This is a genomic window from Cellulomonas avistercoris (assembly GCF_014836445.1).
GTDB lineage: Bacteria > Actinomycetota > Actinomycetes > Actinomycetales > Cellulomonadaceae > Cellulomonas > Cellulomonas avistercoris.
This window is the reverse complement of sequence record NZ_JACSQV010000001.1, coordinates 263,999-284,954: the sequence shown is the minus strand read 5'-3', so window position 1 is coordinate 284,954 and position 20,956 is coordinate 263,999. Positions and strand designations below refer to the sequence as shown.

Genomic DNA, 20,956 nt, shown 5'->3' with positions numbered 1-20,956 from the left:
TGGGGCCATGACGATTCCCACGATCACTCTCAACAACGGCGTCGAGATCCCGCAGGTCGGCTTCGGGACCTTCCAGGTCGACGCCGCGGACACGCAGGCGACGGTCGAGGACGCGCTGGCGGTCGGGTACCGGCACATCGACACGGCCGCGGGCTACTACAACGAGGCGGGCGTCGGCGCCGCCGTCCGCGCGTGCGGGCTGCCGCGTGACGAGGTCTTCGTGACGACGAAGCTCCGCAACGGCGACCAGGGCTACGAGCAGGCGCTGCGTGCCTTCGAGGACAGCCGCCGCGAGCTCGGGCTCGACGTCGTGGACCTGTACCTCATCCACTGGCCCGTGCCGAGCAAGGACCTGTACGTCGAGACGTGGCGCGCGTTCGAGAAGCTCCTCGCCGACGGTGCCGTCCGGTCGATCGGCGTCTCGAACTTCCTGCCCGAGCACCTCGACCGCCTGGTCCGCGAGACGGACGTCGTGCCGGCGGTCAACCAGGTCGAGGTCCACCCGACCTTCCAGCAGCGCCCCACCCAGGACGCGTCGACGGGTCACGGCATCGCGGTCGAGGCGTACTCGCCGCTCGGTCGTGGCAAGGACCTGCAGGCCGACGCCGTGACAGCCGTCGCGGAGCGTCTCGGCGTCACGACCGGTCAGGTCGCGCTGCGCTGGCACGTCCAGGCCGGCCGGGTCGTCATCCCCAAGTCGGTGACGCCCGCGCGCATCCGGTCCAACCTGGACCTGTTCTCGTTCGACCTCACGGCCGAGGACGTCGCCGCCGTCGACGCGCTCGACACCGACGAGCGCACGGGCGCCGACCCCGCCACGGCCGCGTTCTCGCAGATGCGCTGACCGCGGACAGGGGCCGCGCGGCGGCCGCCGCCACCACGACGCACCACGACGCCCCGTCCCGGACCTCACGTCCGGGGCGGGGCGCGCGTCTGCACACTGTGGGGATGAACGGACCGTTCGAGGACGTCGTGCGCGTGCACGGCGGCACCGTGCTGCGCGTGTGCCGCGCGGTGCTGCGCGGGCCCGACGCCGAGGACGCGTGGTCCGAGACCTTCCTCGCGGCGCTGCACGCCTGGCCGGACCTGCCCGCCGACGTGAACGTGGAGGCGTGGCTCGTCACGGTCGCGCGCCGCAAGGCGATCGACGAGCTGCGCCGCCGCGCCCGCCACGCGGTGCCCGTCGAGGCACCCGACGCGACGGCCGGCGTCCTGCTGCTCGGCAGCGTCGACGGACCGGGGGAGCGGGACCTCGACCTGTGGCGCGCGGTGCGCGCGCTGCCGGACAAGCAGCGGCGCGTCGTGGTGCTGCACCACCTCGGCGGGCTTCCCTACGCCGAGGTCGCGGGCCTCGTGGGCGGTACGGACGCCGCGGCTCGGCGCGCCGGCGCGGACGGGGTCGCCGCCCTGCGCCGGACCTACGGAACGCAGGAGGCGGACGAGCGATGAGCACCGGACAGGATCGGCACGCCGAGACAGCGCACGAGGCGCCCGCCGACGGGCTGCTCCAGGCCCTGCACGGCCGCCTGGTGGCACGGGCGCAGGACGAGGGGCTGCTCGACGTGGCCTACCGCGTCGTCGACTCACCCGTCGGCCGCGTGCTCGTGGCCGCGTCCGACAGCGGCGTCCTGCGCGTCGCCTTCGAGGTCCAGGGTCACGACGCGGCGCTCGAGGACCTCGCGGTCCGCGTGAGCCCGCGGGTGCTCGAGGGCGGCCCGCGCCTCGACCCCGTGCTGCGCGAGCTCGAGGAGTACTTCGCCGGCCGGCGGACCGGCTTCGACGTGCCGCTCGACCTGCGGCTGGCACGCGGCTTCCGCCGCGACGTGGTCACGACCCTGCCGCGCATCGGCTACGGCACCACGGCGTCCTACACGCAGGTCGCCGCCGCGGTCGGGCGACCTGCGGCCGTGCGCGCGGTCGGGACGGCGTGCGCCCTCAACCCGGTGCCGCTGCTCGTGCCCTGCCACCGCGTCGTGCGCTCGGACGGGTCGAGCGGACGGTACGCGGGCGGCGACGAGGCCAAGCGCACCCTGCTCGCGCTCGAGCGCGCGACGGCGGGGGCTCTGGCCCCGCCCGCCCACGGGGCGTAGGTTCGGCTGGCATGTGCAGGAACATCACGACGCTGCGCGGCCTGGAGCCGCACGCCACCGACGACGAGATCGAGGCGGCCGCCCGGCAGTACGTGCGCAAGGTGACGGGCGTCCAGCAGCTCTCCGACGCGACCCGCGAGCCGTTCGAGCGGGCCGTCGCGCAGATCGCGCACATCACGGCGCACCTGCTGGACGAGCTGCCCGAGCGCCGACGCCCGCCGGCGACCGTGCCGCCGCTGCGCCGCCCGGAGGTCGCCGCACGCATCGCCGCCCGCGAGGCCGGCTGAGCGGCGTCAGGCGCCGTCGGTGCTCGGGGTCCCCGGGTGGCCGATCAGCCGGGGGATGCCCGGTGGTGCCACCGCCGACAGGGCGAGGAACCTCGCCTCGGCCCGGTGCAGCCGGATGTGCTCGTCGAGCGACCAGCCGGGGCCGTTGGTGAGCGTCATGCCGCACGCGCAGCCGATCGTCACGCCGCCGTCGGCGTCGACCACGACCTGACCGACGGTCGTGTGGTCGGTGTACGCCCGGACCTTGGCGTGCCGCATGGGCGCGCTGACGGGGACGGGCAGGTCCTCGGTGGGCGGTTCGGTGGTCTCCTCGTGGTGCACGAGGGTCAGTGTCCGCCCGTCAGCGTCCCGTCGTCCACGAGCTGGTGCAGCGCGAGCGCCTCGTCCCACTCGCCGCCGCCGAGGCTGGGCATCAGGCGCTGCAGCTGCGGACGCCACGTGCCGGACTGCTCGGGGAAGCACCGGTCCAGCAGGTCGAGCATGGTCGCCACCGCGGTGGACGCTCCGGGCGACGCACCGAGCAGCCCGGCGATCGAGCCGTCGGCCGACGTGACGAGCTCCGTGCCGAACTCCAGGACGCCCCCGCCCTTGCCGCGCTTGATGACCTGCACGCGCTGGCCGGCGGTGATGAGCTCCCAGTCGCGCGGGTGCGCGGACGGCATGTAGGCGCGCAGCGACCGCAGACGTGCGGTGTCGCTCGCCGTGACCTCCTTGATCAGGTAGGTCACGAGGCTCATGTTGCGCAGACCGACGGCGATCATCGGCACGAGGTTGCCGGGACGGATCGAGCGCAGCAGGTCCGTCCAGGAGCCGCTCTTGAGGAACTTCATGCTCCAGCCGGCGTACGGGCCGAACATCAGGGCGCTGCCGCCGTCGACGGCACGCGCGTCCAGGTGGGGCACCGACATCGGCGGCGCGCCGATGGCGGCCTTGCCGTACACCTTGGCGCGGTGGGCCTCGACGATCTCGGGGTTCGTGGTGCGCAGGAACTGGCCGCTGATCGGGAACCCGGCGTAGCCGCGGATCTCCTTGATCCGCGAGCGCTGCAGGAGGTGCAGGGCGCCGCCGCCCGCACCGACGAACACGAAGCGCGCCGTCAGGGTGCGCGGCGGGCGCCCGTTCCACCGGCGGTCGGCGACCGTGACGCGCCAGCGGCCGTCCCGCAGGCGCTTGAGGCCCGTGACCTCGCTGCTGGTGTGGAGCTCGGCGCCGCGCGTGGCGGCGTCCGCGAGCATGGCGCGCGTCAGGGAGCCGAAGTCGACGTCGGTGCCCCACGCGGCGCGCGTGGCGGCGATGGGCTCGTCGTCGGTCCGGTCGGCCACGAGCAGCGGCGCCCACCGGCCGATGACGGCCGGGTCGGTCGTGAACTCGAGGTCCGCGAACAGACGGTGCTGACGCAGCGCCTCCCAGCGGCGACGGAGGAACTCGACGTCCGCGGCGCCGCGCACGAACGTCATGTGCGGCGTCGTGGTCACGGCGTTCTCGGCGCCCGGGAGGCGCCCTGCGGCTGCCAGGTGGTGCCACAGCTCGCGCGAGAGCTCGTACTGCTCGTTGATCGTCACGGCCTTGGTGACGTCGACGGTGCCGTCGGCACGCTGCGGCGTGTAGTTCAGCTCGCACAGCGCCGCGTGCCCGGTGCCCGCGTTGTTCCACGGGTTCGAGCTCTCGAGAGCCGGCGCGTCGAGGCGCTCGTGGATCTCGATGCTCCAGCTCGGCTCGAGGGTGCTGAGCAGCGACGCCAGGGTCGCGCTCATGATGCCCCCGCCCACGAGGAGAACGTCGACGTCTGCTGCGGAGTCCTTCGTCCGAGGTGCCACGATCGCGATGTTAGGTCGACGTCGACACGACACCCCAGGCGAAGTCATGTGATGTTTCTCTCCTGGGACCTACGTCACAGGTTGTGGCCCTGACCTGGCCGGACGCACCGCGGTGGCCCGGCACGGCCACTGCCGGGGCACCGCGTCGGACGTCCTGCCAGGTCACGACACGGCGCACGGGGTGCGTAGCCCGGCAGCGCGGAGGCCGGCGTCACGGCGCGTCCGGGCGTCAGGTCCGTGGTCACCGTCGGCGTCGGCGCGGCAGGCTGTTGATGCGCTTCGACGGGCGTCGGCCGACGAAGCGATCGGCGCCAGCACCCGCCGCCGACCGAACGGCCGCCTCCGTCACGACGCGCGACACGCCGAGGCATCCGCGCGCGACACGCGCGCCCGGGCCCGCGAGCGGGTGCGGGAACCGCCCGGGTGTTGGTAGAACCGGTGCATGAGTCCGAATCGCACGCCCGACCTGACGTCCGACCCCGCGGCTCACGGCCTCGCGGACCAGCCCGTCGTGCAGGCCGACCTGGACGCCGCGGACGCCCGCACGGGGGGAGACCCCGCACGGGCGCCGCGCTCGCTGCGTGCGTCGGAGCTGGGTCCCGACGACGAGGCGATCGCCTCGAGCGACGACTGGGACGACCCCGAGCGGCTCTGATCCGACGGGTCAGCCGGCGAGCCCCGCCTCCCGCACGCGCTCCAGGAGCTCCTCGCCGTCCGCACCGAGCACCACCGGGATGCCGGGGGCATCGTCGGCGTCGTCCTCCGCCTCCTCCTGCTCGGGGGCGGCGGTGGGCAGGCCGCGCGACAGCACGTGCTCGCCCGCGGTGAGCTGGCGGATCAGCACGGCCTCGACCCGCTCGGGGTGCCGGGCCACCGCGCCGGCGTAGATCTGCGGGTCGTGCTGGCCGTCGTCGCCCACGAGGATCCACCGCACCTGCGGCAGCTCGACGAACAGCCGTCGCAGCTGGGCGACCTTGTGCCGCTGGCCGCTGCGGAACAGGCCCGTGTTCGTCGGCCCCCAGTCCGTGAGCAGCATCGGTCCCGCCGGGTAGTCGTGGCGTCGCAGGAACCGGCCGATCGCCGGCGCCGCGTTCCACGCCCCCGTGGACAGGTAGACCACGGGGGAGTCGGGCCGCGCGGACCTCAGCTCCCGGTAGAGCCGTGACATGCCGGGCACGGCCTCACGCGCGTTCTCGTGACGGACGAAGACGTTCCACGCCGCCACGAAGGGTCGCGGCAGTCGCGTGACCATCACGGTGTCGTCGATGTCGCTGACGATCCCGACGGTCGGCTCGGGACCCACGACGACCACGCGGGGGGTGGGGCGGGCGCGGTCGCGCGCGGTGCGCGTCTGGGCGTGCCCCCCGGGTGCCCGGGCGGCGGCGACGCGCGCGGCGACGTACCCGCCGCGGTCCGTCGTCAGGCGATGGGACGTGCCGCCGATGGTGACCTCGACGGGGGCGCCCGCGACCGGCGCCGTGAAGAACGACCGCCACCCGCGCACGGCGTCCGCGGGGCGCTCGCCCGTCTGGGCGTCGGCGCCGCTGTCCGGCAGGTCCTGCTGCCGCACGGCCGGGGACGCGAGCAGGGTGCGCGCCAGCACGCGCACCTTCCCGCCCGACCCGTACCCGGCGTACCCGACGACCCGGACGGTCCAGCCACGGCGTCGCAGCACGTGCGCGAGCGCCGAGTCGAACCGGTCCTCGAGCCGCGCCGCCACGTGCGGTCGCTGGACCGCGGTCCCGTCGGGGTTCTCGAGCCGCGGCGCGACGCGGCCGGCGCGCAGCTCGTCCTCGCCGGGCGCGCCGACGGGACCGGGCTGCGGCGAGCGCGGGCCGGGACGCTGCGCCGTCGTCACGACGACGTGTGCGAGGCCGCGGCCTCGGCGGCCTGGGCCGCGCCCTTCTCGGTGGACTCGGCGGCCGTCGACAGCGCACCACCGGAGGACTCGAGGTGCGCACGGACGAACCAGTGGAAGAGCTCGAGCTCGTGCAGGTGACCGACCAGGAGGTCGTTGGTCACGGTGTCGAGCTCCTCGGTCTGTGCGGCCGCCGCCCGGTGGTCGGTGATCACGCCGACGTACACCTCGTTGAGCGCACCGAGGTGCTCGGCCGTGCTCGCACGCCCGATCGAGTAGTCGTCCCACGTGCGGGCCGCGACGAGCGCGCCGGGCGTGCCGACCGGTGCGGAGCCGAGCGTCGCGATGCGCTCGGCCGTCGCGTCGACCATCAGCCGCACGGCGTCGACCTGCGGGTCGATCATCTCGTGGACCGCGATGAAGTGCGGCCCGACGACGTTCCAGTGGATGTGCTTGAGCGTGAGCGCCAGGTCGTTGAGCGCGTGCAGACGTTCCTGCAGGATCGCCGCCACCTTCGCGCCGTCCTCGGGTGTGAGGGACGGGACGGTGTACTTCGGCAGATCGCGGGCCATGACCACTCCTTCGCGTACGTCCCGGGCTCGTCCGGCCCGGGTCACGTCCACGCTGCCAGGCCCCGCGGGCCCCCGCCATCGGAGGCGCAGCCGCCGACCGGCGGACGTGCCCCGGTCACACGTCGAAGGGATCGCCGTCGCTCGCCAGCCGCGCGGCCGCCTCACCTGCCGTGAGCTGCGCCAGACCCGGCCCGATCTCGTCCCAGTGGCGGGGGGCGGCCACGGTGGGGCGCTCGCGCCCGCGCAGCGACCAGGGCGTGATCGTCGTCTTCGCGGGGTGGTTCTGCGACCAGTCCAGGAGCACCTTCCCCCCGCGCGCGTCCTTGCGCTGCACGGCGACGACGAGGTCCGGGTGATCGCCCGCGAGCGCCAGCGCCAGGGTGCGCGCGTCCTCGCGGACCGCGGTGGCCGGGCGCGGCCGGGGGAGCGGGGCGTAGAGCTGCAGGCCCTTGGAGCCCGACGTGACCGGCACGGTGTGCTCCAGGCCGTCGTCCCGCAGGCGGTCGGCGACGAGGTGGGCGACGCGTGCGCACTCGTCGAGGCCCGCGCCGGGCCCGGGGTCGAGGTCCACGACGAGCCGGTCGGCGTCGCGCAGGCCGCCGCGGGGGCCGACGGTCCACTGGGGCGTGTGGAGCTCGAGGGCACCGGAGTTCGCGGCCCACATGAGCCCGGCGAGGTCGTCGAGGAACGGCAGGTCGAGGATCGTGCCCTCGTCGTCGGTGCCGGGCGACGCCGGCAGGCGCTGGTGACGCAGCCAGGACGGCGCACCGCGCGGCGTGTTCTTCTCGAAGAACTTCTCGCCGCCGACGCCGTCCGGCCACCGGATGCGCGTCACGGGCCGGTCGCGCAGCTGGCGCAGGATCGCCGGCTCGACCTGGACGAGGTAGTCCATGACCTCGGCCTTGGTGGTCCCCGTCGCGGGGTACAGGACCTTGTCGAGGTGGGTGAGGCGCACGGGGCGTCCGCCGACGTCGACGGTCTGCCGCTCGGGGCCCGCACCGCCTGCGCCCCCGCGCGGCGTCACGGCTGCCCCCAGGGGTCCACGGCCACGTCGGTCCGGGCCCCGCGCACGACCGGCTGCCGCAGCCGGCCGGACGGTGTGCGGAGCAGGTACAGCACCTCGACGACCACGACGGGCTCGCACCAGACGGCGCCGCGCGCGTCCACGGCCGGTACGTCGTCGACGAAGGGGCAGGTGTCGCGCTCGTGCGCCGCGAGGAGGTCGCGCATCACGCGTGCGGCGCCGCCCCCGAGCCCGGAGCCGGCCCGGCCCAGGTAGCGCAGGCCGCCGTCCTCGTCGGGCGCGCCCAGCAGGAGGGCGCCGAGGCGCCCCGTGCCGGTCGACTCCGGGCGCCACCCCCCGACGAGGGCCGTCCGGGTACGGCGGTGCGCGGCTTTCACCCAGTCGGGCGACCGCCGTCCGGGTCGATACGGCGCGCCACGTCGCTTGGCGACGACCCCCTCGAGCCCGTGGGCGGCCGTCACGCGCCACAGGTCGTCGCCGTCGTCGTACCAGGGCGACGTCTGCACGTGCTCGGGGAGCACGAGCGCGTCGAGCACCGCGCGGCGCGCCTCGAGCGGCACGCCCGTCAGGTCGCGGCCGTCGTGGCGCAGCACGTCGAAGACGAGGTAGGTCACCGGGCGGGCAGCGGCGAGCGCCTGGGCGCGGCGTGCCTCGCGCACGTGCATGCGCTCGGCGAGGGCCGAGAACGAGGGGCGTCCGCCGTCCATGAGCACCACCTCGCCGTCGAGCAGCACGTCGCCGAGGGCCGCGAGCCCGCCCAGCTCGGGGTAGGCGGGCGTGACGTCCCGCTCGTTGCGGCTGGTCAGGCGCAGAGCGCCGTCGCGCACGTCGGCGAGGACGCGGACGCCGTCCCACTTGACCTCGAACACCCAGTCGCGGCCGTGCGGGAGCGCCGCGGGTGCAGGCGCCGGGGTGGCGAGCATGGGCTCCACGGGTCCATCCTGCCCGTGGACGGTGCAGCGAGCCGCGTGGGCGGCCGGGGTGGGCGACGCCGCCACGACGAAGGAGGACGGCCGTGCGGGCGATCTGGAAGGGCGCAGTGGCCTTCGGTCTGGTGAACGTGCCGGTGCGGCTGTACGCGGCGACGGGTGAGCACGAGGTGCGGCTGCACCAGGTGCACCGCGAGGACGGCGGTCGCATCCGCTACCGCAAGGTCTGCAGCATCGACGGCGAGAGCGTCGAGTGGTCGGACATCGCCAAGGGGTACGAGACGGAGGACGGCGACCTCGTCGTGCTGACGGACGAGGACTTCCAGCAGCTGCCGCTGTCCACGGAGCGCGAGATCGAGGTCCTGGAGTTCGTGCCCGCCGAGCAGGTCGACCCGATCCTGCTGCAGAAGACGTACTTCCTCGAGCCCGACAAGACCGCGGCCAAGCCGTACGCGCTGCTGCGGGGAGCGCTCGAGGAGACGGACCGCGTCGCGGTCGTCAAGGTCGCGATCCGGCAGCGCGAGTCGATGGCGGTGCTGCGGGTGCGGGACAAGGTCATCGTCCTGCAGACCCTGCTGTGGCCCGACGAGGTGCGGGAGGCGGACTTCCCCGTCCTGGACGACGACGTCACGGTCCGGCCCCAGGAGCTGACGATGGCGTCGTCCCTCGTCGAGTCGCTCGCGGGCGACTTCGACCCGTCGCAGTACGAGGACGCGTACGTCGCGGCGCTCGAGCAGCTCATCGCCGCGAAGGTGTCGTCGGGGGACACCCAGGCGCCCCCGGCCCCGCCGGAGGAGGAGGCGTCCGAGGGTGGCGGGGAGGTCGTCGACCTGCTCGCGGCGCTGCAGCGCTCGGTCGACAAGGCCCGTGCTGCGCGTGGCGAGGAGGCTCCCGAGGCTGCGCCCCCGAAGAGCTCCACCAAGGGCGGCACGGCGACGAAGAAGCCGGCGACCAGGTCGGCCGCGGGCAAGGGGGCGTCCGGCAAGGGGTCCGCCGCCAAGGCGAGCGCCAAGGACGACGACGCGGGTGAGGAGTCGGCGCCCACGCGCCGCAAGGCCCGCACCAAGGCGTCGTGAGCGCGGAGGAGGACCGGGACCGGGCCGTCGCGACGCTGCGACGCATCGCCTTCCTCCTCGAGCGTGCGCAAGCCAGCCGCTATCGCGCCGAGGCGTACCGGGCGGCGGCGCGCACGGTCGAGCGGCAGGAGGGTGCGCGTCTGGCGGCCCTCGTGCGCGCGGGCGCGCTGACCGACCTGCCGGCGGTCGGGAGCAGCACGGCCGAGGTGGTCGCGCGGACCTGGTCGGGGCGTCCGGTGCCCGCGCTGGTCGACCTCGAGGAGCAGGCCGCCGCGCAGGACGCCGGGACGACGCCGGCGGCGGCCGAGCTGCACGCGGCCCTGCGCGGTGACCTGCACAGCCACACCGAGGCCAGCGACGGCGCCACGCCCGTCCAGGAGATGGTCCTGGCCGAGCTCGAGCTGGGGCGCGACTACCTGGCGGTCACCGACCACTCGCCGCGGCTCACCGTCGCCAACGGGCTGTCCGCCTCGCGGCTGCGGGCGCAGCTCACCCAGCTCGACGCCCTGCGGCCCGCCGTCGCGCCCTTCGAGGTGCTCAGCGGCATCGAGGTCGACATCCTCGACGACGGCTCGCTCGACCAGGACCCGGACCTGCTGGACGAGCTGGACGTCGTCGTCGCCTCGGTGCACTCGAAGCTGCGGATGGAGCGCGCCGCCATGACACGCCGGATGCTCGCGGCCGTGCGCAACCCCCGCACCGACGTCCTGGGGCACTGCACGGGCCGGCAGGTGGCCGGCAAGCACCGGCCACCGAGCGAGTTCGACGCCCGTGCCGTGTTCGACGCGTGCGCCGAGCACGGCGTCGCCGTGGAGATCAACTGCCGCCCCGACCGGCTCGACCCGCCGCACGCGCTGCTGCAGGTCGCCGTCGACGCCGGCTGCGAGTTCACGATCGACTCGGACGCGCACGCCCCCGGACAGCTCGACTGGCTGCGCGTGGGGTGCGAGCGCGCCGCGGCGCACGGCATCGGACCGGACCGTGTCGTGACGGCCCGCAGTGCCGCGGAGGTGCGGGAACGCGGACGGCGGTGACGGACGACACGGGGCGCGTCGGCGCGCCACGCCCCGGTGGCGCGGTTAGGGTCGGAAACCGTGCGCACGCTCGTCGTGCGGCACCGCCGCGGCGCGTACCGTGCCGTGGCTGCGAACCGAGCACCGAGGAGCACCCGTCGTGAGCGTCAACCGCACCGAGCTCGTCCAGGCAGTCGCCGAGAAGGCCGGGCTGACCAACGCCGACACCGACAAGGCCATCAAGGCCCTGCAGGAGGTCGTCGTGGAGCAGCTCGCCGACGGCGGCAGCGTGTCGATCCCCGGCTTCCTCGCGGTGGCGCGCGCCGACCGTGCGGCGCGTACCGGCGTCAACCCGCAGACGGGCGAGAAGCTGGAGATCCCCGCGGGCTACCGGGTGAAGATCACGGCCGGCAGCGCGCTCAAGCGCGCCGTCCAGGGCTGAGACGACCGACGGCCCCGTGGCCGCACCCCTGGGGTGCGGCACGGGGCCGTCGTCGTACCCGGGGGTGCGCGACGCCTCAGTCCGCGTCGGCCTCGGGTTCCGCCCGGTGGGCGATCACGTGGGGGAGCACCAGCCACATCAGGGCGATGACCACCAGCACGGACCCGCCCGCCACCTGCCCCGCCGTGCGGTCCAGCACGACGTCGAACAGCAGCATCGTCGCGCCCGTCAGCACGAGGGCCAGGGCCGCGAGCCCCGCACGTGCGAACCAGTGCCCCGCGTCGACCAGCTGCGGCTTGAGGCGACGACGGAAGAGCAGCCGGTGGAGGCTGACGGGCGCGATGATGAGCACGGTGGCGAGGACTGCGAGCGCCACCAGGACGAGGTACAGGTCCTGCTGGTAGGCGTCGAGGTCGGAGAAGCGCGACTGGAAGGGCAGAGTCAGCAGGAAGCCGGTGAGGATCTGCGCCCCCGTCTGCGTCACGCGCAGCTCCTGCAGCAGCTCCTCCCAGTTGCGGTCCATCCGCTCGATGAACGTCTCGTTGCGACCGTCCTCGCTCGGTGCGTGCTGCGGTGCAGCGTGCCGGGCGGCGCCGGTGGTGTCCATCGTGGGGTGTCTCCTGTCGGTCGGCTGCACGGATCATGCCGCTCACGGGCCCGACGTGCACGACGGCGACCGTGGTGGGTGCGCGGGATCGGCGAGACTGGGGGCGTGACCCAGCCGCACGCTCCCGCCGTCCGCCACTTCGCCTCGGACAACTACGCCGGCGTGCACCCCGAGGTGCTTGCCGCGGTGGCCGAGGCCAACGTCGGTCACGTGCCTGCCTACGGCGACGACCCGTGGACGGCCCGCCTGCAGGACGTCGTTCGCGCCCAGCTCGGTGAGCACGCCGTCGCCTACCCGGTCCTCAACGGCACCGGCGCCAACGTGGTGGCCCTGCAGGCCATGCTGCCGCGGTGGGGGGCCGTGGTCTGCACGGAGGCGGCGCACATCCACACGGACGAGAACGGCGCACCGGAGCGGGTCGGGGGACTGAAGCTGCTGACGGTCCCCGCGCCGGACGGCCGCCTGACGCCCGAGCTCGTGGCGCGGCAGGCTTGGGGCTTCGGCGACGTGCACCGCGCGCAGCCGGGTGTCGTGTCGCTCACGCAGGCCACCGAGCTCGGCACCGTGTACACGCCGCAGGCCGTGCGTGAGCTGTGCGACCAGGCCCACGCGCTCGGCATGCGCGTCCACATGGACGGTGCGCGTCTGGCCAACGCGGCCGCGCACCTCGGCCTGCCGCTGCGCGCCCTGACGACCGACTGCGGCGTGGACGTGCTGTCGCTGGGCGGCACGAAGAACGGCCTGCTGCTCGGTGAGGCCGTGGTCGTCCTGGACCCCGAGGCCGTCACCGGCGTGGAGTACCTGCGCAAGAGCGACATGCAGCTCACCTCGAAGATGCGGTTCGTGTCGGCGCAGCTCGTCGCGCTGTACGAGGGTGACCTGTGGCTGCGCTCGGCGCAGCGCGCCAACGCGATGGCCGCGCGCCTGCGGGCGGGCATCGACGCGCTCGGCGTGCTGGAGGTCGCGCAGCCGACCGAGGCGAACGCCGTCTTCGTCCGCCTGCCCGCACCCGTCGTGGAGGTGCTGCGCCGGCGGTGGCGGTTCTACGACTGGGACGCGACCGACGGCACGGTGCGTCTGATGTGCGCGTTCGACACCACCCCGCAGGACGTCGACGAGCTGCTCGACGCCCTGCGGCACGCTCTGGCGGACGACGACGGGACCCGCGGCACGCCGGCCTGAACGCGGTCCGGCCGCCGCACCCGGGCGGGTACGGCGGCCGGACCTGCGAGCAGTCGTGTCAGCGCACGGTGCAGGCCGCGCCGTTGAGCGCGAACCCGGTCGGGGTGCCCGCCGTCCCGCCGTGGGAGGCGTTGAACCCGATCTCGGCGGTGCCGCCCGCCGCGAGCGCGCCGTTCCACGCGGCGCTCGTCACCGTGACGGAGCTGCCCGACTGGGACCACGTGCCGCCCCAGCCCTGCGTGACGGCGACGCCCGCGGGTGCGGTGAACGTGAGCGTCCACGCGCTCAGCGCGGCGCCCGTGTTCGTCAGCCGGACCGAACCCGACAGGCCCGAGCTCCACGAGCTGGCGCTGTACGTGACGGTGCACGCTCCGGTCGCCGGGGTGGGCGTGACCGTCGGTGTCGGTGTCGGTGTCACGGACGGCGTGGGCGTGACCGACGGCGTCGGCGTGACGGTGGGCGTGACCGACGGCGTGGGCGTCGGGCTGACCGTGGCCGTGGGGGTGGTGCTCGGGCCCCCGCCGTTCACCTGCGAGAGCGAGACGCCGGTCGTGCTGCCGGCACCTCCCAGGGGCACGTCGTGGTCGAGCCCGACGAACTTGCCGCCGTCCTGCCAGAGCGCGGGCTTGAGCAGCGCGTACTTCTCCTCGTCCCACGTCGCCCAGTCGTAGCCGAGCAGACCACCGGTGTCGCCGGAGTTGGGGTTGAGGACCCAGAACGTGTGGCTCAGGCGCCGGTCGACGATGAGGTCGCGCAGCGCGAGCATCCACTTCTCGTTCTTGCCGCCGTCCATGAACCCGCCCCACTCACCGATGAGGAGGGGAGCGATGTTCTCCTTGTGCAGGTACAGCCAGTTCGGGTCCCACACGTCGCGCTCGAGGCTCGCACGGTCGAAGTCGCCCTTGAACCACGACTGCTCGAACACGAGCGGTCCGTAGTCGTGCGGCGAGTACACGAGCTGGTCCTGGTTGGCGCCCAGGTCGATCGGGAAGTCGCGCACGCCGCGCAGGTTGCCGCCCCACCACGTCCCGTAGTAGTCCGTCAGCCCCTTCGACGACCACGAGACGCCCGGCTTGGGGTAGATCTCGATGCCCTCGACGAACACCAGCCAGTTGGGGTTGATCGCGAGCACCTTGCGGGAGGCCGTCTCGGCGAAGTGCTTGAAGTTGTCCTTGTCGGTCGACCCGTCCCACTTGGCCCGCTCGGTGTCGCCCTGGGTGCCGTGCGGCTCGTTCTTGATGTCGGCACCGATGATGGTGTCGTCGCTCTTCCAGCGGGTCGCGGCCCACTCCCAGCCCTCGTACACCTTCTCCGTGGTGATGTCGCCCTTCCACCAGGTCGGGTAGACGTGCCCGGAGTTGTCGGCCTCGGCGCTGTGCACGTCGAGGAACACCTTGATGCCGTACTCCTCGCACATGTCGAGCCACTTCTCGAAGACCTGCAGGCTGTTGAGGCCCGCGAGCTCCGGGTTGGCGAACTCGTTGACGTTGGGCTTGGTGAACGTCCCGGCCTTCCACTCCAGCAGCAGCTGGGCGGAGATCGGCACCCGCACGACGTTGAGGCCGCGCGCGGCGATGTCCTGCGTGAGGGTCCGCATGTTGGCCGACCACAGGCCGTGGAAGACACGCTCGGTGGCGTTGAAGCCGAACCAGTTGACGCCGGTCAGCCACACCTCCTTGCCGGACGCGTCGACGATCTTGTTGCCCTGCACGTGCAGCCAGTCCGGCGTGGCGGCGGCCTGCGCCGGAGCTGCGGACAGGGCGAGAGGCAGTGCGAGGGCGCCGACGGCGAGGACGCCGCCGAGCGTGGTGCGCAGGCTGCGCACGCGTGAGCTGGACACGTTTCTCCTGGTGGACGTGAGGGGTGGCTGGGGGTGGGGCTGCCGAAGGGGCCCTCCCGGACTGGTCCAGGAGGGCCCCCTCGTCACGTCAGGCGTTCAGGACGCCCGGCTCGTCAGCCTCAGGAGCAGGTGGCGCCGTTCAGCGTGAAGGACGTCGGCGCGTTGTTGGTCCCGGAGTGCGAACCGTTGAAGCCGATGTCCACCGAGCCACCGGCCGCCAGCGAGCCGTTCCAGGCCTCGTTGGTGACCGTCACGGCCGAGCCGGACTGCGCCCACTTGGCGCTCCAGCCCTGCTGGACCTGCTGACCGTTGGCGAAGGCGAACTTCAGGGTCCAGCCGCTGAGCGCGGCCGTCCCACGGTTCGTGATCTTCACCGAGGCCGTGAAGCCGTTGTTCCAGCTGTTCGCCGTGTAGCTCACCGAGCAGGACGCACCCGGGTTCTGCGTGGGCGTCGGCGTGACCGTCGGCGTCGGGGTCACCGTCGGCGTCGGCGTCACGGTCGGCGTCGGCGTGACCGTCGGCGTCGGGGTGACCGTCGGCGTCGGGGTGACCGTCGGCGTGACCGAAGGGGTCGGCGTCGGGGTGGACGTCGGGCCCGGGTCGTTGCTGGTCGGGATGACCGGGTAGGCGTTCTTGACGAGCGTCTTGAACTGCGCCTCGAACCACTGGCCGGCCAGCGGGGCGTCCGGCGTGGCGCCGGTCAGGTTGTTCGCCAGCTTGGACGCGACGTAGGTCGGGTCGCACATGCGGTCGAAGCTCTTGCCCTGGTCGTTCGCGATCTCCTTCGACGCACCGTCGGACTCGCCCGGGGGCTTGATCCAGACGTACGCGTCGAGGTGGGCAGCGGCGGGTGCGCTGGACGGCGTGGCCACGGGGAGCTCCCCGATGCCGGCACCCAGCGGGTTGCACCAGGCGCCGCGGTGCGTGCGGCGGTCGATGCGCGACTCGTTCACGTAGGTCTCGAGGTTCGTGCTCGACGAGGCCTTCGTGGGACGGTCCGGGCCGCCCCAGCCGTTGCGGGACGTGTCGATGAGCATGCCGGTCGAGGACGAGAAGCCCTCGGCCACGAGCAGACGGTGCAGCTGCGTCGTCCACGCGTGCTCACCGAAGTCGGAGTTCCACTCGTAGAACTTCGACGAGCGGACCGGGTTGCCGCCGATGTTCAGCGTCGGGTCCGTGAGGAACGGCTCGGCCAGCGGCGTGCTGTTGGCCGTGTTGGTCACGAAGCCGTCGATCGACGCGAAGCCCTTCTTCGTCGTCTTGGCGACCTCGGCGAAGAGCTTGGCGGTCGGGCCCGAGTTCGAGTCCCAGCCGAGCCAGCCCGAGTGCGCCGCGTCGAGGTACGTGTAGACGTTGTCGAGCGTCTTCAGCTCGTCCAGCGCGTACTTGACGCCCTCGCGGTAGTACGGCGCCGAGGCCTGGCAGGTGGCCTCGGACATGTTCGTGACGAGGTTCGGCAGCGAGTCGGGCTCGATCGTCGCGGCGATCCGGATGTCCGCGTACTTGGAGTCCGAGAGCAGGTCGACGATGGGGTCGATGTACTCGGTCTTGTAGCGCGCGAGCCCCGCGTCGCTGGCCGGCAGCTCGCCGTTCGACGCCAGCGCGAAGCAGTCGCGGCCGGGCAGGTTGTAGATGACGAGGTTGAAGACGAGCGGCGTGCTGCCGGTCTTCTGCTTGACCGCCTCGTCGAGGTGGAACTTCAGGCCGTTGCCGTCGGCGTTGCCCGCGATGGCGCTGATGCGGTCCATCCAGACAGCGGTCGGCTGCTTCGCCACCGTGCGCATCTGCGCCGCCAGCGTGGCGTCACCGGCACGTGTGGCAGCGCTCTCAACCGTTGCTGCCCACGTGGGGTTCACGTACTGCTTGGCACCGGCGTAGGGGTTGTCGACGTGAGCTTCGGCCGCGTTCGCGGACGTGCTCGCGAGCGTCAGCGGCACCGCGACGAGCGCCGTTGCCGTCGCGGCGGTCGCGACAGCGCGCCAACGCCGTGCGGCCGTTCGATTGCCGTGTGTGGACACGGGTGTCCTCCGGGGGGTCGGTCGGTCGCACCCGGCCCTCGGCGGCGACGGGTGCGAGCCGCCGCGGACTCCAGTCCACGACGACTGCTGCGGAATCCATCACGTGCGTGGTCGCGAGGGATCTGCGCAAATCGTTTAGGCATGCGCCCGTTACCAAATCGTGACCTTCTCACGACCCTGCCACAAGCGGCGGAGCTGCAGGTCAGCGGCCGATCGTGCCCGGATCGCAGCCCTGGGGCGGTCGTGCGACCGCCCCAGGGTCGACGCGCCGAGGCCGCCTCAGCGCGAGCGTGGGCCGGTGCTGCCACGGACCGCTAGACCACCCACCTCGATCTGCCGCACGGGGGTCGGCTGCGAGTCCAGGATGGTCAGGACCGCCTCGCCCACGGCCGTGCCGAGGTCGGCCTGGACCGAGGGGAGCGCGGTGATCGACGGCGTCGCGAGCCGGCACAGGGGAGAGTCGGACAGCGCGACGACGGACACGTCCCACGGCACGGCCAGGCCGGTGCGGCGCGCCACGTCGAGCGCCGCGACGGCCATGTGGTCGGTGTCGAAGACCACGGCGGACGGCGGGCGGTCGCCCGTCAGCAGACGACGGCAGGCCGCCGCGGCCTCCTCCGGCGAGCCGCCCGTCGGCTCGTGCACCAGCGAGGCGCCGCCGGTGTCCAGCGCGCGCTCCATGCCGGCGACGCGTGAGCGTGTGCGCTGCAGCGACGCGGGGCCGGTGACCGCACCGACGTGCCGGTGCCCCAGCTCGATGAGGTAGCGCCCGACGCGCTCCGCGGCCTGCTCGTCGTCGACCCGGACGTTCGCGACCTCGCCGGGCACGTCGCCGGCGCCGACGACGACCGCGGGGATCCGCAGGCGACGCAGGGCGTCCAGGCGGGGGTCCTCGGTCCGGACGTCGGTCACGACCATGACGTCGAAGCGACGCTCCGCCCACCACTCGCCGTACAGCGCGACCGCCGCGGGCAGGTCGTCGACGACCTGGAGCACGAGCGCGAGCCCGCGCGTCGCGAGGACGTCCTGGAGCGCGACGACGAACTCCAGGACGTGGGCGCCGTAGCCGACGGCACCGGTCAGGCCGCGGTCCACGACGAGCCCCACCGCGCGGGGCCCGCTGCGCATCGAGCGCGCCGCCGCGCTCGGCCGCCAGCCGAACTCGTCGGCGACGCGCAGCACGCGTTCTCGGGTCGCCGCGGAGACGCCGGGACGTCCGTTGAGCGCGTAGGACACGACGGCGATGGACACCCCCGCGGCCTTGGCGACGTCGGTGATCGTCGGTCGGCGGGCGCCAGGGCCGCCGAGGACGGGCTGCGCCCCGGTCGTCGGAGAGACAGCATCTTTGCCTGTGTCATGTGCAGGAGTGACCACGATCACCTAGTGTTGCGCCCGATGTGGGTGAAAAGCATCAGCTCGACTCCGACGGCGTGGGCGAGGTGTGGAAAATGATGACGGTCCGACGCGGGGTGCCCGCCACGGTGCGTCGGACGATCGGCGTACTTTCTCCGGTGGTCGGAGGCTTCTACTTCGGGGCGGTGATCGCGGGAGTCGCACGTGCCGCACGTGGCGTGGGCCACCGGGTGGTGGCGGTGCAGACCTATCCCGCGGGCCTCGACCGCGAGCGCTACCCGGAGGAGTCGGTCCTCGACACGCCGGTGGCGCTGGGCGCGGTGGACGGCCTCGTCGTCGTCGGCAAGGCGCTGAGCCCCGAGCGGCTGGCCGCCGTGCGCGAGTGGGGCGTGCCGGTCGTGCTCATCAGCGAGGACCCCGCGCACCCGGACGACCCCGTCGTGGTCCCGGACAACGTCGGAGGCGTGCGCGCGGCCGTCGAGCACCTCATCTGGCACGGTCACACCGCGATCGGCTTCCTCGGGAACCTGGGCCAGCGGGACATGCGCGAGCGCTTCGCCGCGTACCGCACCACGCTCGCCGAGCACGGGATCGAGTCCGACGACTCGTGGTGGTACGAGGCGTCCGACAACCAGGAGCAGGGTGGCGCCGACGCGGCGGCACGCATGCTCCAGGCGGGCACGCCCACGACCGCGGTCATCGCGGCGACGGACCGCAACGCGGTCGGGTTCCAGCGCGCCCTGCGCTCGCACGGGCTGGTCCTGCCGCGCGACCAGGCGGTCGTGGCGTTCGACCACGCCGACTCCGGTGCGCGCGTCAGCCCGCGGCTGTCCACGGTCGACGCGCACTTCGGGCGTGTCGGCGAGCACGCCGTCGGCCTCCTGCTCGCCCGCATGCGCGGTGACGACGTCATGCCGGGGGAGCACCGCGTGCCCTCGTCGCTCGTCGTGCGCGAGTCGTGCGGGTGCACCGAGGTCACGTCGACCGGTGGCGACGCCGCCGCCGGCGGCGACGTCGCGGGTGAGGAGCTGCTGCGGCGGCTCGCGGAGTCGGCGTTCGCCGGCCCGGCGGGATCCGCGGTGTCGCGGCGTGCCGGACCCGACGCGCGCGAGGCGTGGTGGCGTGCGGTGGAGGAGCCCGTGGAGGTCGCGGCCGAGCGTGGCATCTCGCCGGCCCCCGCCGCGCTCGGTCGGCTCTCCGACCTCACGGCGGCGCTGCAGCCGCACCCGGAGGCCCTGGAGCAGATGGTCACCGTGCTGCGGACGGTCGAGGGCCGCCGCGTCGAGACGCTCGGCGAGGCCCGTGCCGGTAACGCCCCCGCGGTGCGGCGCGCGGTGACGGACGTGCTGCTCGCGGTCACCAAGGGCTGCACGCGGGCGATGCTCGCGCGCAGCGGACAGCTCGAGCGCACGATCGTCGACCAGTACGAGGTCGACATGGACCTGCTGCGCGGCGACGGTGCGAGCCCGCGCGCGCTGGGCTGGCTGCCGCGTGGCGTGCGGGGTCACGCGTGCCTCGGCCTGTGGGTCGGCACCGACCGCGGACCCGGCGACCGTGAGATGGAGATCGTCGGCGTGCACGACACCAGCGGGACGCTCTCGCGTCTCGTGGGGGTCCGGACGACCGCCAGCCAGTTCCCGCCCGCGGCGCTGACGCGTGCGGGCACCGTGGGCTCCAACGAGCTGACGTTCGTCGTGCCGGTGACGTTCGGCGGCAGCGACTGGGGTCTGCTGGCGATCGACGGGACCGTCGAGACGCGCGCGACGCAGCCGCGTGACCGCTTCAACCACTGGGCGGCCCTGCTGGCCGTGGCCCTCGACCAGGAGCGTCTGCTGGGCTCGCTGCGCGAGCAGCGCAAGGCGCTCGAGCAGGCGGCGGCTCGTGAGCGTGCGCTGGCCGACACGGTCAGGGAGAGCGAGGAGCGCTACGCGCTGGCGTCGATGGCCGCGCACGACGGCACGTGGGACTGGGACGTGTCCGCGGGCACCGTGTACTACTCGCCGCGCTGGAAGCAGACGCTCGGCTACGCGGAGGACGTCATCGGCGACCAGCCGTCGGAGTGGCTGGAGCGCGTCCACCCGGCCGACCGTGACGAGCTCTCGGCGGCGATCGCGGCCCAGCTCGCGGGCTGCGGGACGCCGCTGGAGCTCGAGCACCGCGTGCGCACGCAGTCCGGGGACTACCGCTGGATGATGTGCCGTGCCGTGACGGTGCTGGACGACGCCGGCTGCCCCGCCCGCCTGGTCGGCACGCTCGTCGACGTCACGGAGCGCAAGGAGGCGGAGATCGCCTTGCAGCGTGATGCGCTGCACGACCCCGAGACCGGCCTGGTCAACCGGCTGCTGTTCCTCGACCGGCTCGGCGCCGCGCTGCTGCGCTGCCGGCGGTCGGCCGGCTACGACTGCGCGATCGCGCTGGTGCGCGTCGTGGACGGCGGGGGTGTCTCGCGCGACGACGACCACGCGCCGGACGTGCACCGCGAGGTGGTGCGGCAGCTGCGGCGGCCGCTGCGCGAGGGCGACACCACGGCGCGCACGGGTGAGGACGACTTCGCGATCCTCGTCGACGACGTCGGCGCCGGGGGGATGCCCGACCGGCTGACGGAGCTCCTCGAGCGGCTGCGTCGCGAGATCGGTCCGCGCATCTCCATCGGCGTGCTCGGGTCGGTCCGCGGCATGCGGGACGTCAACGAGGTCCTGCGCGAGGCGGACATCGTGCTGCTGCGCGGCCAGATGCGCAGCGACCCACGCAACACGGCCGTGCGCTGACCCTCTGCGCTCAACCTGTGCGCTGACCGCGTGGGCCGAGACGGCGCCGGGGACGACGAAGGGGCACCACCGTGAGGTGG

20 protein-coding genes are annotated in these 20,956 nt (G+C 73.7%); 10 read left to right on the top strand and 10 right to left on the bottom strand.

Features of this window, described 5'->3' with window-relative positions:
- The first annotated feature begins 7 nt into the window (after nucleotides 1–7).
- The 4 genes from H9657_RS01335 to H9657_RS01320 all read left to right on the top strand — a co-directional run bounded on the left by H9657_RS01335 (nucleotide 8) and on the right by H9657_RS01320 (nucleotide 2,377).
- Nucleotides 8–844 (top strand): aldo/keto reductase, encoded by an 837-nt coding sequence (locus H9657_RS01335; RefSeq protein WP_191779551.1) that lies wholly within the window; start codon nucleotides 8–10, stop codon nucleotides 842–844.
- A gap of 104 nt (nucleotides 845–948) precedes the next feature.
- On the top strand, nucleotides 949–1,449 hold the full coding sequence (locus H9657_RS01330; protein WP_191779549.1) for an RNA polymerase sigma factor: 501 nt from the start codon (nucleotides 949–951) through the stop codon (nucleotides 1,447–1,449).
- Nucleotides 1,446–2,090 carry a methylated-DNA--[protein]-cysteine S-methyltransferase gene (locus H9657_RS01325; protein ID WP_191779547.1) on the top strand — a complete coding sequence of 215 codons (645 nt, stop codon included), beginning with the start codon at nucleotides 1,446–1,448 and terminating at the stop codon, nucleotides 2,088–2,090. The genes H9657_RS01330 and H9657_RS01325 overlap by 4 nt, the downstream gene beginning before the upstream one ends.
- Nucleotides 2,091–2,101: 11 nt before the next feature.
- Complete coding sequence (locus H9657_RS01320) at nucleotides 2,102–2,377, top strand: DUF2277 domain-containing protein (protein ID WP_191779545.1); 276 nt, start codon at nucleotides 2,102–2,104, stop codon at nucleotides 2,375–2,377.
- Nucleotides 2,378–2,383: 6 nt separating this feature from the next.
- Here the strand turns inward: H9657_RS01320 and H9657_RS01315 are convergent, their stop codons facing one another.
- Nucleotides 2,384–2,698, bottom strand: coding sequence for a hypothetical protein (locus tag H9657_RS01315; RefSeq protein ID WP_191779543.1), 315 nt, complete (start codon nucleotides 2,696–2,698; stop codon nucleotides 2,384–2,386).
- Between the two features lie 5 nt (nucleotides 2,699–2,703).
- Nucleotides 2,704–4,194 carry a malate dehydrogenase (quinone) gene (mqo, locus tag H9657_RS01310; RefSeq protein ID WP_318241211.1) on the bottom strand — a complete coding sequence of 497 codons (1,491 nt, stop codon included), beginning with the start codon at nucleotides 4,192–4,194 and terminating at the stop codon, nucleotides 2,704–2,706.
- 442 nt (nucleotides 4,195–4,636) lie between these two features.
- Between mqo and H9657_RS01305 the strand changes: the two genes are divergently transcribed.
- Nucleotides 4,637–4,849 (top strand): hypothetical protein, encoded by a 213-nt coding sequence (locus H9657_RS01305; RefSeq protein ID WP_191779539.1) that lies wholly within the window; start codon nucleotides 4,637–4,639, stop codon nucleotides 4,847–4,849.
- A 9-nt stretch (nucleotides 4,850–4,858) separates the two neighbouring features.
- On the opposite strand, the gene H9657_RS01300 is transcribed toward H9657_RS01305, so the two are convergent.
- The 4 genes from H9657_RS01300 to ligD (H9657_RS01285) form a co-directional block, all read right to left on the bottom strand.
- On the bottom strand, nucleotides 4,859–6,052 hold the full coding sequence (locus H9657_RS01300; protein WP_191779537.1) for an App1 family protein: 1,194 nt from the start codon (nucleotides 6,050–6,052) through the stop codon (nucleotides 4,859–4,861).
- Nucleotides 6,049–6,624, bottom strand: a complete 576-nt coding sequence (locus tag H9657_RS01295; protein WP_191779535.1) for a Dps family protein — start codon at nucleotides 6,622–6,624, stop codon at nucleotides 6,049–6,051. Before H9657_RS01295 ends, H9657_RS01300 begins: the two co-directional genes overlap by 4 nt.
- Nucleotides 6,625–6,739: 115 nt before the next feature.
- A complete protein-coding gene (ligD, locus tag H9657_RS01290) occupies nucleotides 6,740–7,579 on the bottom strand; it encodes a non-homologous end-joining DNA ligase (protein WP_318241210.1) in 840 nt (279 codons plus the stop codon).
- A 65-nt stretch (nucleotides 7,580–7,644) separates the two neighbouring features.
- On the bottom strand, nucleotides 7,645–8,571 hold the full coding sequence (gene ligD, locus H9657_RS01285; protein ID WP_225214456.1) for a non-homologous end-joining DNA ligase: 927 nt from the start codon (nucleotides 8,569–8,571) through the stop codon (nucleotides 7,645–7,647).
- Nucleotides 8,572–8,663: 92 nt separating this feature from the next.
- Between ligD (H9657_RS01285) and ku the strand changes: the two genes are divergently transcribed.
- From ku to H9657_RS01270, 3 genes are all read left to right on the top strand, one after another.
- Nucleotides 8,664–9,653 carry a non-homologous end joining protein Ku gene (gene ku, locus H9657_RS01280; protein ID WP_191779530.1) on the top strand — a complete coding sequence of 330 codons (990 nt, stop codon included), beginning with the start codon at nucleotides 8,664–8,666 and terminating at the stop codon, nucleotides 9,651–9,653.
- Nucleotides 9,650–10,687, top strand: a complete 1,038-nt coding sequence (locus H9657_RS01275) for a PHP domain-containing protein (protein WP_191779528.1) — start codon at nucleotides 9,650–9,652, stop codon at nucleotides 10,685–10,687. The genes ku and H9657_RS01275 overlap by 4 nt, the downstream gene beginning before the upstream one ends.
- 139 nt (nucleotides 10,688–10,826) lie before the next feature.
- Nucleotides 10,827–11,108, top strand: coding sequence for an HU family DNA-binding protein (locus tag H9657_RS01270; RefSeq protein WP_191779526.1), 282 nt, complete (start codon nucleotides 10,827–10,829; stop codon nucleotides 11,106–11,108).
- Nucleotides 11,109–11,184: 76 nt separating this feature from the next.
- On the opposite strand, the gene H9657_RS01265 is transcribed toward H9657_RS01270, so the two are convergent.
- Nucleotides 11,185–11,715, bottom strand: a complete 531-nt coding sequence (locus H9657_RS01265; RefSeq protein WP_191779524.1) for a DUF6328 family protein — start codon at nucleotides 11,713–11,715, stop codon at nucleotides 11,185–11,187.
- 105 nt (nucleotides 11,716–11,820) lie between these two features.
- On the opposite strand from H9657_RS01265, the gene H9657_RS01260 reads away from it, so the two are divergent.
- Nucleotides 11,821–12,897 carry a threonine aldolase family protein gene (locus tag H9657_RS01260; protein WP_191779523.1) on the top strand — a complete coding sequence of 359 codons (1,077 nt, stop codon included), beginning with the start codon at nucleotides 11,821–11,823 and terminating at the stop codon, nucleotides 12,895–12,897.
- A gap of 58 nt (nucleotides 12,898–12,955) precedes the next feature.
- On the opposite strand, the gene H9657_RS01255 is transcribed toward H9657_RS01260, so the two are convergent.
- From H9657_RS01255 to H9657_RS01245, 3 genes are all read right to left on the bottom strand, one after another.
- The gene (locus tag H9657_RS01255) at nucleotides 12,956–14,737 is read right to left on the bottom strand and encodes a cellulase family glycosylhydrolase (protein WP_191779521.1); all 1,782 of its coding nucleotides are present in this window, start codon (nucleotides 14,735–14,737) and stop codon (nucleotides 12,956–12,958) included.
- A gap of 119 nt (nucleotides 14,738–14,856) precedes the next feature.
- On the bottom strand, nucleotides 14,857–16,755 hold the full coding sequence (locus H9657_RS01250; RefSeq protein ID WP_191779519.1) for a glycoside hydrolase family 6 protein: 1,899 nt from the start codon (nucleotides 16,753–16,755) through the stop codon (nucleotides 14,857–14,859).
- A 279-nt stretch (nucleotides 16,756–17,034) separates the two neighbouring features.
- On the bottom strand, nucleotides 17,035–18,129 hold the full coding sequence (locus tag H9657_RS01245; RefSeq protein WP_191779517.1) for a LacI family DNA-binding transcriptional regulator: 1,095 nt from the start codon (nucleotides 18,127–18,129) through the stop codon (nucleotides 17,035–17,037).
- A gap of 23 nt (nucleotides 18,130–18,152) precedes the next feature.
- Between H9657_RS01245 and H9657_RS01240 the strand changes: the two genes are divergently transcribed.
- Complete coding sequence (locus H9657_RS01240) at nucleotides 18,153–20,876, top strand: substrate-binding domain-containing protein (RefSeq protein ID WP_318241209.1); 2,724 nt, start codon at nucleotides 18,153–18,155, stop codon at nucleotides 20,874–20,876.
- Nucleotides 20,877–20,956: the final 80 nt, after the last annotated feature.

Bases quoted from the DNA above. Each gene is read 5' to 3' on its own strand.
- H9657_RS01325 (WP_191779547.1), top strand. From the start codon at position 1,446: ATGAGCACCGGACAGGATCGGCACGCCGAGACAGCGCACGAGGCGCCC.
- H9657_RS01265 (WP_191779524.1), bottom strand. From the start codon at position 11,715: ATGGACACCACCGGCGCCGCCCGGCACGCTGCACCGCAGCACGCACCG.
- H9657_RS01320 (WP_191779545.1), top strand. From the start codon at position 2,102: ATGTGCAGGAACATCACGACGCTGCGCGGCCTGGAGCCGCACGCCACC.
- H9657_RS01330 (WP_191779549.1), top strand. From the start codon at position 949: ATGAACGGACCGTTCGAGGACGTCGTGCGCGTGCACGGCGGCACCGTG.
- H9657_RS01305 (WP_191779539.1), top strand. From the start codon at position 4,637: ATGAGTCCGAATCGCACGCCCGACCTGACGTCCGACCCCGCGGCTCAC.
- H9657_RS01335 (WP_191779551.1), top strand. From the start codon at position 8: ATGACGATTCCCACGATCACTCTCAACAACGGCGTCGAGATCCCGCAG.
- H9657_RS01295 (WP_191779535.1), bottom strand. From the start codon at position 6,624: ATGGCCCGCGATCTGCCGAAGTACACCGTCCCGTCCCTCACACCCGAG.
- ligD (WP_225214456.1), bottom strand. From the start codon at position 8,571: ATGCTCGCCACCCCGGCGCCTGCACCCGCGGCGCTCCCGCACGGCCGC.